This is a genomic window from Mycoavidus sp. SF9855 (genome assembly GCF_024582735.1).
Lineage (GTDB): Bacteria > Pseudomonadota > Gammaproteobacteria > Burkholderiales > Burkholderiaceae > Mycoavidus.
The window spans coordinates 1,411,941-1,424,015 of the sequence record NZ_CP102085.1 but is presented as its reverse complement, the minus strand read 5'-3'; the positions used below and the strand labels follow the sequence as shown (position 1 = coordinate 1,424,015).

Sequence of the window (12,075 nt, the reverse complement as noted above, 5' to 3'; positions counted from 1 at the left end):
CCCTGCTATGTTTGATTGGCTACGCCGCAAGACGGCTTCTACTCCCACCCCCGAGATCAAAAAATCCGGGGGTTTTTTTACGACTGAACAGGATCTACGCATAGGCCAAAGTGTGCTGTGGGCGCATGTACAGTCTTCAACATTTCAGCGCACCGCGGCAGATTTTGCCGCGTCTGGCGTGGGGATGGATGCAAACGATATGGCTGACAGCGTGAAGCAGGTGTACGCGCTGCGACAGCAGAATATGCCTGCGGCGCAGGTTGGCTGGTATGCCTCGCAAAGCTTTATGGGTTATCAACTTTGCGCGCTGATTGCGCAGCATTGGCTGGTAGATAAAGCGTGCGGGATGCCTGCTAAAGATGCCATTCGTAACGGCTACACGGTGACGGTGAATAACGGAACCGGCATTGATACGGAAGTAATGGATGCGATCCGTAAGGAAGATAAACGGTTTCGCATGAATCATCATATGCGTGAATTGGTGCGTATGGGCCGGGTATTTGGGATTCGCATTGCGATGTTTATTGTTCAATCAACGGACCCGGAGTATTACGCTAAACCGTTCAACCCTGATGGCGTGACGCCCGGTAGCTACAAGGGAATTCGGCAGATTGACCCTTATTGGACTATCCCAGAGCTTAACTCAACGGCAGTCACAGACCCAACGAGCCTTCATTTTTACGAACCCACCTATTGGCGAATCAATGGTAAGCCCATTCACCATTCGCATTTAATTATTTTCCGTACAGGGGAAGTACCCGACGTGCTCAAGCCCACGTATCACTACGGTGGCGTGTCGGTGCCGCAAAAGATTTTTGAACGGGTGTATGCGTCCGAGCGCACCGCCAATGAAGCCCCCCTGCTTGCCCTCTCTAAGCGTAGTACCGTGGTCCATATGGAGGTGGAGCAAGCGATTGCTAACCCGGCGAAATTTGAACAACGCATGGCGACCTGGGCGCACTATCGCGATAACCACGGGATTAAGGTCGCTGGCCCCGAAGAGAAAATAGAACAGTTTGATACGGCTTTGGCGGATTTGGACGCCGTGATCATGACACAGTATCAGCTCGTAGCAGCGGCAGCAAACGTTCCTGCGACTAAGTTATTCGGCACGTCTCCGAAAGGATTTAATGCTACGGGCGAGTTTGAGGAATCAAGCTATCACGAAGAGTTAGAAAGCATTCAAGCGCACGATCTCACCCCGCTTTTAGATCGTCATCATTTACTGATTATTCGCTCCGAGATTGCACCCCGGTTTGCGATCACACCTTTTGAAACGACGGTGTCATGGAATCCACTCGATTCTATGACAACCAAAGAACACGCCGAAGTCAATAAGCTTAAAGCAGAAGCTGGGGCGGTTTTAGTTCAATCCGGTGCAATTGATGGGATCGACGAGCGCCGCCGTATTACACAAGACCCGGACAGCGGATATACGGGCATCGAAGAAGCCATGCCCGACGAGCTAGACAACACAGATGACGATGGCGCGTAAGTTACTCCCCCGCAAAAAATCAGTACGGGCAAACCCTTTTCAGCCCACCTTGCTACGTGGTCAGCCTCTACGGGTAAGCGCCGGTCTACAAGCGCGTTATCAGCAAGAATTGGATGCACTCGTAACCGTCATGATGGCTAGCACGTACAGAGAATTGGTCGCGTTATTTCTAAGCCCATCTGCGCAGGCATTTTTTGCGCAAGATGCCGGTATATCGAGCCAAGCGCGCCTTCTAATGGAAGCATTAACACGCCATATACGTAAGCATTTCACGCTACGTGCTACACAACTGGTTAAACGCATGATGACTGAGGTCGATAAGGTCAGTAGCGCCCGTGTAAGTAATAGTTTACGGGAGTTATCGGGCGGTGTATCGCTGAAAACAAGCGCCATCTTGCCAAGCTATCAAGCAATCCTTGAAAGTTCGATAACCGAAAACGTAAATCTCATCAAATCGATAGCAACACGCTATCTCGATAAGGTGAAAGAGGCCGCCATGCGCTCCATCACAAGCGGCAATGGGCTGCAAGACTTGATTCCATTTTTGCAGGCGCAAGAAGGCATCACCCGACGGCGCGCACGAAATATTGCACTGGATCAAACACGCAAAGCTTACAACGGATTTAACCGAGATCGTTGCGTAGGCGCTGGCGTGACTCATGGTGAATGGATCCATAGCGGCGGCGGTCTGCATCCGAGAGAAAAACATCAAGATTTTTCCGGCCACGTATTCGATTTAACACAAGGTGCGCCAATTGGCCCAGAGGATGAGTATGTACAGCCAGGAGAGGAACCCAATTGCAAATGTGCTTTTGCCCCAATCCTTCAATTTACCGGAGGTAACGCATGACACACCGCGCCATTGATACCAATGGATGGGTAGAAATTCGCGATAACCCGCTCTCGAAGGTCGGGGTGTTTCCATACCTTGGCCGTTCTATCGGCGCACCTGAGCCAGACCGGGTCTACATGGTTTACCGCCCTGAAGAAGAATTATCTCACTCAGACTGTATTCAGTCATTCCGGCTACTGCCGTGGGTCGATGAGCACGCCATGCTAGGCAACGAGGAATCCGGCTTTACCGCTCCCGAGACAAAAGGCATTCACGGCGTCATCGGTGAAGACGTGTACTACGAAAACGGCGTACTCAAAGGCAATCTCAAAGTTTTTTCTGAGTCTCTGGCCGCACTCATTCAAAGCGGCAAACGAGAGTTATCCGCGGGTTATCGCTGTCAGTACGAATTTACGACGGGCCAATACCACGGACAGCATTTCGACGCGATCCAACGAACGATTAGAGGCAATCATCTTGCATCGGTTAAGGAAGGACGCATGGGGCCAGACGTGGCCGTTCTAGACCATATGAGATTCACATTCGATGCAAAGGAGCTAATGATGGCAGATGAAAAAAACCCAACCGCACAATATGAAGAGGTGTCGTTGACTGAGGCAGTGAAGCAATTAATTCCGCTGGTACAGGCGCTCGTTGGCCGGTTTACTGCAACAGACGACGAGGACAACCCACCAGACCCGAATCCAACGCCGGTTGAAGATGATGATATGCCCCCCTTGATGGAGGATGAAGAAGAAACCGAAGACGAGAAAGAAAAGGATGACGACAAAACTGCGCAAGCGATGGACGCCGCAATTCAAGTACTGCGGGCAGCGTCAAAAGATAGCGCAATTTCGGCCTTGCGCAAGATGAGTCCTCAAACTCAATCAAAACAAAATAATCGAACCATTTCAACGGTTGATGCAGCAGATATTAAGGCGCTACGCGCACGTATTGAGCAATTGGAATGTAAAGAGAGCGAGACCCATAAACGTGTTGAACTGGCTAACCGCCTTTCTACGCATATTGGCACTTTCGATCATGCTGATAAAACGCTCAATCAAATCGCGTGCTATGGCATCTCCAAACTCGGCATTCCTTGCACTGAAGGGCAAGAAATGGCTGCACTCGATGGGTATCTACATGCTCGAGCCGCACCACAACCAGGATTAGGGTTGCCTCACGTGATAAATAAAAATCTTTCAGTCGTGAAAGATATTGAGAACTATCTGCAAGGAGCCTAAGACCATGCCTTTTCAAAATACCGTACGCGCCGACATGGGCGCGGGCATACCTGGTGAACTCTCTACGAGCGGCCCGCAGCGCGTAGCGCCGTGGATATTACGTTCTGAAAACCCCAATGTCATCGGTTATGCCTACACCTTCTTGATGGATGGCGTGGCGCAGGTTGGCGGGAAAGGCAAATTTGCTGGCATTTTGGTTCATCCTAAACGCTACGCGTCCTATGGTACCCCTGAGGGACCGCTTGCGCCAACCTTAGAGCTGCCGAATGAGAGCGTAGGCGAATTACTGACTATGGGTGAAATTTTTGTGAGCTTAAGTCCTCCCACAGAAGTGGGCTACGTGGTTATGTATGACATGGCCACAGGCGCACTCTCTGCTATAGCAGCAGACAAAGAAGCCTCAGAAGGTAAAGCGATAGTACCGAATGCGGTGGTGTCGCGCTATGGATCCACGGCTTATAAGCCTTCCGATTCAGAATTAACGGTAATCACATTGACTAACTGAGGTATCGAATATGCAAAGCAAAGAACATTCGTACATCGGCCCGCGTGCAGTACAAGCGCTCAAACTGTCCAATGTAGATGGATACCAGGCACTCTCCAAAATCGGGATTGGCATGGATGAAGGCATGGTGCATAGCATGATGGATGCCATGCCTGCCGCTATGCCTGGTTTGACTATATCGAGTATTACAACGCCCGTACAATTTTTGCAAAACTGGTTGCCAGGTTTTGTGCAAGTCATCACGAAAGCACGCACCATTGATAAGTGTGTAGGCATCCTGACCGCGGGCGCTTGGGAGGATGAAGAAATCGTCCAGGGGTTGATGGAACTGACTGGAACAGCCATTCCCTACGGGGATTATACAAATGTGCCGCTATCGTCCTGGAACGTGAATTTTGAGCGGCGCACGGTAGTACGCTTTGAAGAAGGGATGCGTGCCGTTCCACTAGAAGAAATACGCGCATCACATATGTCCGTAGATAGCGCCTCCAGCAAGCGCAAAGCCGCGGCGGAGGCACTCGAAATTGCCAGAAACCGGATTGGTTTTAATGGCTACAACGACGGTAAAAATCGCACCTATGGTCTATTAAATGATCCCAGCCTACCGCCATACGGCACGCTGCCAAAAGGTAAAGGCACTACCAACTCGACAAAATGGAAAGACAAATCTTTTTTAGAAATTACTGCTGATATTCGGACTATGGTAGCTGATCTGCGTAGCCAAGCAGGCGGCGTAATCGATCCAAAAAATGACGCCCTTACACTCGTCTTAGGTACGTCAGTAGTAGATTATTTATCCGTCACTTCGGCGTTCGGAAATTCCGTGCACGCATGGTTAAAAGACACCTATCCGGCGCTTCGTGTTGTATCTTGTCCAGAGTTGGATGCGGCGCACGGCGGCGACAACGTGGCCTATCTCTATGCAGAAAGCGTGAGTGATCTATCGACAGACGGTGGCCATACTTTTGTGCAGATCGTACCCGCGAAATTCCGGCTGCTTGGTGTTCAGCAACTGACGAAAGGATATGAAGAGGCGTACTCCAATGCAACAGCCGGTGTCATGTGCAAACGCCCCTATGCGGTCGTGCGTTGTTGTGGGCTTTAACTAGCCTGCAACGTTATACTGGATAGGGGGCAGTGAGGCGTGCAATTGTAAGCCAAGCGCACGGATCACTTTAAATACAGTGGCAAATTCCGGGTTACCTGTGTCAGAAAGTGCTCTGTATAGACTTTCGCGGGCAAGTCCCGTCTCCTGTGCAATTTGGCTCATTCCTTTAGCGCGTGCGATGGTACCCAACGCTTGTACAGCCAATTGAGGATCATTCTCTTCCAGTACAGCATCGAAATAAGCCGCTATATCTTCATCGGTTTTCAGATATTCAGCTGTATCGTATCGAGTAAATTTTTCGGTCATAGTATTGACTCCGTCCATTCTTGTGCAATGCGTTTTGCCTGCTCTATATCCCTACTTTGAGTGCTTTTATCTCCGCCACACAACAACACAACCAGTTCTTTCTTATGCTGTAAAAAATAGAGGCGATAACCATTTCCATAGTGAATACGAGCTTCGCTTAAACCGTTACCAATTGGCTTTACATCACCAAAATTTCCATTTCTTATACGATCAAGCCGCACTTGGATACGCGCTCGTGCCTGTCGATCCTTCAGATCACTCAACCAGGCGCTAAATGTCGTACTTTGGATAATTTCAATCATGATATTAAATGTAGCCTATAAGTTACATTAAGGCAAGTCCAGTTTGGTGCGGAATTTTTGGATTATTTGACGAAATGTATGCTATTTGACTGGAGATTATATGCAGTATGTCTATTCGACAATGACATGCGATACGAATTATCGCGTATGGATGCCAAGCGGCAATGATTTACCCACTGCGAGCCACTCCATTGTGATTAAAGGCGGTGCGGGCATGGCCAGTAAAGAGCTGGTCACATCGTATGGGAGCGTCACAAAAGTATCTGATGAGGATTTGGCACTCTTAGAAGCAGATGAAGCTTTTCAACGGCATATTGAGCGAGGCTTTATCCGTGTCGAGCGTGCAAAAATCGATCCTGAAAAAATCGCCGCCGATATGACTAGCAGAGATGGCTCATCTCCACTGGTGCCGCAGGACTTCCCCCAGAAGAAGCAACCCAAAACCAAGGGTGAGTGAGATGAGCAGGCTCATCCAATTTGATCTTAATGCCTTTCGCTCGTCCTTTCCGGCATTTGCCGATAACACGGCCTATTCTGAGGCTTCGCTCGTAGCAACCTGGAACGCTGCAATCGGTTATATCAGTCCGGAAAACTACGGCTATCTACAAGGCGAGAGCCGCGCAAAAGCACTGCATTTGATGACGGCGCATCTAGTGGCTTTGGCCGACATTGTCAAAGCGGGCCAGATGCCAAGCATGGTATCCGCATCTACCGTAGACAAAGTAGCGGTCACCCTGACGCCGCCCCCCGTTAAATCGCAATGGCAGTGGTGGTTATCACTCACCCCCTACGGGCAGCAGCTCTTAGCATTGCTGTCAGCCAGTGCTGCCGGTGGTTTCTATATTGGCGGGTTGCCTGAGGGCTCAGGGTTTCGCCGGGTTCATGGAATATATCCCTGACGTTTTCCCCTTTTTTATCAAAAGACATGGTGAGGAGTACCACCGATGACCAAGGTGAAACGCACGCTCGGTCCTGGTGGCGCTCGTCTCTATAACGCGCTCAAGCAGATTGATAGCAAAGTCGCAAAGGTCGGATGGTTTGAATCCTCGAAATACGAAAACGGCACGCCGGTAGCCTATGTGGCGGCGATACATGAATATGGCGTGCCGGAGAAAAACATCCCAACGCGTGCCACGATGCGCCCGACACTGCAAGCGCAGCGCGCACAGTGGGTTAGCCTCGCACAGGCGGGATTGACAGGAGTGTTTCGTGGCACAGAGACTACTTCTACCGCAATGGAAAAGATAGGCGCTAAAGCTGCTGGGGATATCCGAAAGGCCATTTCGCAGCTCCATATGCCGCCTTTAAAGGTTAAAACGGTTAAAGCGCGTTTGCGCGGCAAAAAGCAGGGGCGCGTAGTCTCGCTCACGATAGCGAAGCCCTTAGTGGATTCCGGCGTGCTCCTGAATACGCTTACCCACCTAGTCGAAAACAAATCATGACGCCCGGCGCGAATGTGCTCAGCCTTGCGTTATCGGTTATCGGCAAGCAATGCATCAAATATTACCGTTTCATCAGACGCGAGACGAACGAGATCGGTATTGATCTTAATCGCTATGCGCCGCCCGAAACCCTATACGCCAGTGTGCAAGCAGTAGATCGCAATGTGTATCCATACCTGGGGCTGGATTTTCAGAAAAGGTATATCCGCGTCTATGCCTGTAAGCCATTACAAGACATTGGTAGAGACCGTTCTAGTGATCAAATCGAATTTGCTCACCAGCGTTATCAAGTGCTCTCGGATGCGGATTGGTATCACATAGACGGGTGGGATGGTGCGCTTTGCGTACAGATACATTAACCGAACTGAAATTGACTTTGTAGGTAAATTATCAGGTGTTTATTGTATGCAGGAGCTTGATATTTATTGGTAAACAGTGCCAATGAATAAAGAGAAGACTTTTCGGAGGGCGGTAATTTTATTCGCCCTATTAGGTGCCAAAAAGGCAAAAGGGGGCGGCTTTGAGTCCATCCACTAATGCCGCTTGCTCCTCAAGTACCAGCACACCTATTTATATTAGTACGGTTGGCCCGTATACCGGAAAAGGCAAGCAACGTGCTGACCCTGCCTATGAACAGAAAATAACGGATGAAAGGGGCCTATGCATAGTAGACGATAGTCGTTCTGCATTGACCAATCCGAGCGCACCAGATTACGCTATTAGCACGCACTTCGCATTTACAGAAAACCAGAGCACCCATAAAATTTTGAGTACGTGTGAGCGCATAATCAGCACGACAAATGCGCACTACACAAAGATAGCGGACCCCAAAGGCGGGTTAAATAAGTTCAAGGAGATTTGCGAGAAAGAACGCGAGACGATAGCTAAATTAGAAGTAAAGGATCCGATTGGCCCTGTTACCCATATTGGCCTCGAGACTGCGAAAGAGACACATAGTGCATTTTTGCAGGAACGGGTTAACGAAGCACTGCGTATTGTAGATAGCATATGCCAAATTATCCAAACGCTGGTAGCGCATCCCAAAGAGTCGGTTAGTGCTCAAGATATTAGCTCCCTAGAGCCGTTGATAGAGAACATCGTAGTTGAGATAGTCAAGCTTCAAAAAAGCCTGCCAAGCCCTGCGAAAGCGTTTTTAGGCGTGTTATTTGTTGCGGGGTTAGTCGCTCCTTTTATGGGCTTAATTTGGTATATTCTGGGAACTCTAGGATTGTTCTCTATGACGGCTGTGTTACCACAGGCTCTTGCAACTTCTGCCTGGGTAGTAGGTGTTATTTTCGGCATCATAATAAAGTGGCCTGATTACAAAAATGCGTGTGCAGAAAGAGCTTCTTCCAGTACACGGCAATTAATACAGTGCCACGAGACAATACGTTCTGCTCATAAGGAATTTAAAAAGAAAATGGACTCTGTAAAATTGGACAAATTGGGCCAAGGTGTAGACAATACACTTCGTGCTACATCTATCGCTTTTGCAAAAGTTAATGAAGTTAGTGAAAAACTCGATAGAGTTCTGGCTTCTCGCTCTGAGTCAGCTAGCCCTGATGCTGAGTTAGCAGCGGAAAATGCAAGGCTTAGAGAAGAAAATAAACAATTAAGAGAATACAACATGCAATTAATGGCATCTGCTATGAAAAATATAAATAAGAACGCATAAAAGTAATTTTCTTAATTGTAGTACCGAGAAACCCATAAAAAATTCTTTTTCTTTAAAGACTTTTTTATGGGTATTTTTTTGAAATAAAAATATCTAGCTGAAATGAACAAGGCCCTCTCAGAGGGCTTTTTTAATGGACGGCTTTTGGATGGGGCTATGCAAAAAAATGTATGACCGATAACCAACTCTTTCGCATCCTGCTGCCGTTGATTCGGGATGGGCTGCGCGCAGAAGGCGTTATTAATGTCGCTATCAAGCAGCAATACCAGCCAACGCAGCAAGGACTATCAAGTAGCCCGATGGTCTTATTGCACAAGATCGGCGATTACCGCTACGGCTACCCTCAGCGTAAAAGCATATGGGATCAAGACGCCAAAGCGTTTATTCATATGGAGTCTGTAGCCATAGAGACTACGTTTCAGTTCAATGCACTGGTTCCCCAGCATCCTGAACAACCCGAATTGCCGACTGCATCGGATGTATTAAATCTGGTAGCCATGATCTTACAAAGCGATGCAAGCCGCCATGCGCTGCGAAAGCACGAAATCGGTATCTACCGTGTGCGAGACCTACGCCAGATTTACTTTGTTGACGACCGAGACCAGTTCGCGGCCAGCCCCTCTTTCGATTTTACGTTGACCCATTCGCGCACGCTCACAAGCCGCGTGCCAGCGGTGCAAACATGTGCACTAAACCCGTATCGCACTTAAGGAAATAGTTATGGCGATTCCCTTTTCTAAATATGTAGACATTACTTCTGGCGTAGGGGCGGCAGCTGGTGTGCGGCGGCGCGACCTGATCGGGCGATTTTTTACCACGAATACATTGCTACCACCTAAAGCCATTATCGAATTTGATAGTGCAGACGGTGTGAGGGGGTATTTCGGTACACTTTCCGAGGAATATCTGAGGGCGCTTTTTTATTTCAGTTGGATATCAAAAAATATCACGCGTCCTCAGAAAATAAGTTTTGCGCGTTGGGTGAATACGGAAACGCCACCTATGATTTTTGGGGCCGCCATCACCACGCCTTTAGCCGAATTTAAAGAAGTCAAAGCGGGTGTGCTTACGCTCACACTCGGGACCGACACACATTTAGTTAAAAATCTATCGTTTGAAAGCATCACCAGCCACAGTGAAGTGGCCTCCATCGTACAAACTGGAATTCGCGAGGCGGGCGCCGGCCCGTTATGGGCGGATGCCGTAGTCACCTTTGATGCGGTGAACAGTAGATTTAATTTAACGACGACAAACCCCTCCGCGAATACAAAAATCGCCATTTCAGAAGGAACGATTAACCACATGCTCGGCTGGAACGAGCACGCCATCTTTGCGGACGGTGCCTTGGTTGAAAGCGTGAGCGAGGTATTGACTATCTCAACAGACAAATCTAACAACTTTGGCTCTTTCGCGTTCATGCCTACGCTATCAAAAGATGAAATGGTAGAGGCGGCCAAATGGAATGCGGCGCAGAACGTGATGTACCAGTTTCAAGCAAGCGTCCTGTCGAGAGATGCCTTTGATTATTACGAAGCACTAAAGAACTATGCCGGAACGGGTTTAACGCTTGCAGGGGCCGCTCATGAATACCCCGAGCAACTTCCCATGATGATTCTAGCGGCAACGGATTACAGCCGCCGCAACGCGACCCAAAGTTATATGTTTCAGTCGGCAGCGCTCACGCCTAGCGTGACAGAACCCGCAGATTCGGCCCGTCTAGATGCCTTACGTATCAATTATTACGGTCGCACACAAAAAGGCGGTCAGATGCTGGACCTTTATCAACGTGGCGTGTTGATGGGCGGTGCAAGCGCGCCAACCGATATGAATGCTTACGCCAATGAACAATGGCTCAATGATGCGGCTGGTAGCGCGATTATGGAATTGTTGATGTCACTTGCAAAAGTGTCAGCCAATGCCCAAGGACGCGGACAACTGATTGCGACATTGCAAAGTGTCATTAATCAAGCGCTGTTCAACGGCACGGTCAGCGTTGGCAAAAACCTAAACAACACACAGCAACTGTATATCACCAACATGACTGGCGACGCTAACGCCTGGCGACAAGTACAAACCATCGGTTACTGGCTCGATTGTGTATTTGAGACTGTTGTTAAAGAAGATGGCCACAGCGAATCCAAAGCCGTTTATACCCTCATCTACAGCAAAGACGACGCTATCCGCAAAGTGGAAGGAAGCCATATCTTAATTTGAATCAGTATATAGAGACGAAGCGATGCAAAATATTTCCGGTTTCGGCCTTAGCGTACATATATGCGCAAGCAAAACATTCCCCGCCGGATTCAGCGTTACACAGTTTGCCGATGATGGCGACCCGTTCGATATACCGAGCCTTCAGATTAATGAGACGGGAATGGGACTTAACGGCGATTTGATTGTTTGGTCTAAAGCCAGCCCAATTTTGATCACGCTTAACCTCATTCCCGCAAGCGATGACGACATTAATATGGCTATCCTGCTTGAGGCAAACCGGGTTGGCAGCGGTAAGCAAAGTGCAAAGGACATTATCACCCTGATAGCGACCTACCAGAATGGGGGCCTTCTTACCTTGACCAATGGCACCATTACCGGCGGCATGCCCGCTAACAGCGTAGCCAGCGCCGGGAGGATGAAAAGCAAACCCTACACTTTTGTATTTGAAAACCGCACAGGAACCCTATGAGCACCCTACTTGAACCCAAAGAAATCACGATCAAGACCATGGCAGGCGAAGATCGCACGTATATTTTGTCAAAATTCCCCGCCATCGCAGGCCGTGAGATCGTATCGCAATACCCGATTAGCGCGGTCCCTAAACTTGGGGATTACAAAACCAACGAAGCCCTTATGCTCAAGATTATGGGCTTTGTCGCGGTGCCAGCCGATAACGGTCCGTTGTGTTTATCGACTCATGCACTCGTGAACAATCATGTACCCGACTACGAAACATTGATGAAAATCGAGTTCCACATGATGGATTACAACACCTCTTTTTTGTCAATAGGAAAGATCTCAACTTTCTTGGGCGGTGTCGAGGGCAAGGCGGCAGCGTGGATTACCAAAACGTTGATGGGTTGGTTGGGGCAATACTTTCCGAAGGACGCGCCACCCTCCATGAACTCCGAACCCTCTACACCTTAGAAGATGCTTTGATTCTATGGGAGAG

16 protein-coding genes are annotated in these 12,075 nt (G+C 48.9%); 14 read left to right on the top strand and 2 right to left on the bottom strand.

The annotated features are described in order from the left end of the window. Positions 1 to 7 precede the first annotated feature (7 nt). From NQD60_RS05525 to NQD60_RS05505, 5 genes are read left to right on the top strand one after another with little or no spacing between them, the layout of a single operon-like run. Entirely contained in the window at positions 8 to 1,495 is a 1,488-nt protein-coding gene (locus tag NQD60_RS05525) for a DUF1073 domain-containing protein (protein WP_257099993.1), read from the top strand. Further along, a complete protein-coding gene (locus NQD60_RS05520; protein ID WP_257099992.1) occupies positions 1,485 to 2,345 on the top strand; it encodes a phage minor head protein in 861 nt (286 codons plus the stop codon). The genes NQD60_RS05525 and NQD60_RS05520 overlap by 11 nt, the downstream gene beginning before the upstream one ends. After that, entirely contained in the window at positions 2,342 to 3,571 is a 1,230-nt protein-coding gene (locus tag NQD60_RS05515) for a DUF2213 domain-containing protein (protein WP_257099991.1), read from the top strand. The genes NQD60_RS05520 and NQD60_RS05515 overlap by 4 nt, the downstream gene beginning before the upstream one ends. A gap of 4 nt (positions 3,572 to 3,575) precedes the next feature. Next, entirely contained in the window at positions 3,576 to 4,076 is a 501-nt protein-coding gene (locus tag NQD60_RS05510) for a hypothetical protein (protein WP_257099990.1), read from the top strand. A gap of 10 nt (positions 4,077 to 4,086) precedes the next feature. Next, on the top strand, positions 4,087 to 5,181 hold the full coding sequence (locus NQD60_RS05505; protein ID WP_257099989.1) for a DUF2184 domain-containing protein: 1,095 nt from the start codon (positions 4,087 to 4,089) through the stop codon (positions 5,179 to 5,181). On the opposite strand, the gene NQD60_RS05500 is transcribed toward NQD60_RS05505, so the two are convergent. Then, on the bottom strand, positions 5,182 to 5,490 hold the full coding sequence (locus NQD60_RS05500) for an addiction module antidote protein (protein WP_257099988.1): 309 nt from the start codon (positions 5,488 to 5,490) through the stop codon (positions 5,182 to 5,184). Next, on the bottom strand, positions 5,487 to 5,792 hold the full coding sequence (locus NQD60_RS05495; RefSeq protein ID WP_257099987.1) for a type II toxin-antitoxin system RelE/ParE family toxin: 306 nt from the start codon (positions 5,790 to 5,792) through the stop codon (positions 5,487 to 5,489). The genes NQD60_RS05500 and NQD60_RS05495 overlap by 4 nt, the downstream gene beginning before the upstream one ends. 100 nt (positions 5,793 to 5,892) lie before the next feature. Here NQD60_RS05495 and NQD60_RS05490 point away from each other — a divergent pair, with 100 nt between their 5' ends. The 9 genes from NQD60_RS05490 (at position 5,893) to NQD60_RS05450 (ending at position 12,050) form a co-directional block, all read left to right on the top strand. Beyond that, positions 5,893 to 6,249, top strand: coding sequence for a hypothetical protein (locus tag NQD60_RS05490; RefSeq protein WP_257099986.1), 357 nt, complete (start codon positions 5,893 to 5,895; stop codon positions 6,247 to 6,249). A gap of 1 nt (position 6,250) precedes the next feature. After that, positions 6,251 to 6,691, top strand: coding sequence for a DUF4054 domain-containing protein (locus tag NQD60_RS05485; protein WP_257099985.1), 441 nt, complete (start codon positions 6,251 to 6,253; stop codon positions 6,689 to 6,691). 45 nt (positions 6,692 to 6,736) lie between these two features. Beyond that, a complete protein-coding gene (locus NQD60_RS05480) occupies positions 6,737 to 7,234 on the top strand; it encodes a hypothetical protein (protein ID WP_257099984.1) in 498 nt (165 codons plus the stop codon). After that, positions 7,231 to 7,593 (top strand): hypothetical protein, encoded by a 363-nt coding sequence (locus NQD60_RS05475; RefSeq protein ID WP_257099983.1) that lies wholly within the window; start codon positions 7,231 to 7,233, stop codon positions 7,591 to 7,593. Before NQD60_RS05480 ends, NQD60_RS05475 begins: the two co-directional genes overlap by 4 nt. 161 nt (positions 7,594 to 7,754) lie before the next feature. Next, complete coding sequence (locus NQD60_RS05470) at positions 7,755 to 8,909, top strand: hypothetical protein (protein ID WP_257099982.1); 1,155 nt, start codon at positions 7,755 to 7,757, stop codon at positions 8,907 to 8,909. Between the two features lie 170 nt (positions 8,910 to 9,079). Further along, on the top strand, positions 9,080 to 9,619 hold the full coding sequence (locus NQD60_RS05465; protein WP_257099981.1) for a hypothetical protein: 540 nt from the start codon (positions 9,080 to 9,082) through the stop codon (positions 9,617 to 9,619). A gap of 10 nt (positions 9,620 to 9,629) precedes the next feature. Continuing rightward, positions 9,630 to 11,123, top strand: a complete 1,494-nt coding sequence (locus NQD60_RS05460; RefSeq protein ID WP_257099980.1) for a DUF3383 domain-containing protein — start codon at positions 9,630 to 9,632, stop codon at positions 11,121 to 11,123. Positions 11,124 to 11,145: 22 nt separating this feature from the next. Next, positions 11,146 to 11,592 (top strand): hypothetical protein, encoded by a 447-nt coding sequence (locus NQD60_RS05455; RefSeq protein ID WP_257099979.1) that lies wholly within the window; start codon positions 11,146 to 11,148, stop codon positions 11,590 to 11,592. After that, on the top strand, positions 11,589 to 12,050 hold the full coding sequence (locus tag NQD60_RS05450) for a hypothetical protein (protein WP_257099978.1): 462 nt from the start codon (positions 11,589 to 11,591) through the stop codon (positions 12,048 to 12,050). The genes NQD60_RS05455 and NQD60_RS05450 overlap by 4 nt, the downstream gene beginning before the upstream one ends. The last annotated feature ends 25 nt before the right edge of the window (positions 12,051 to 12,075 follow it).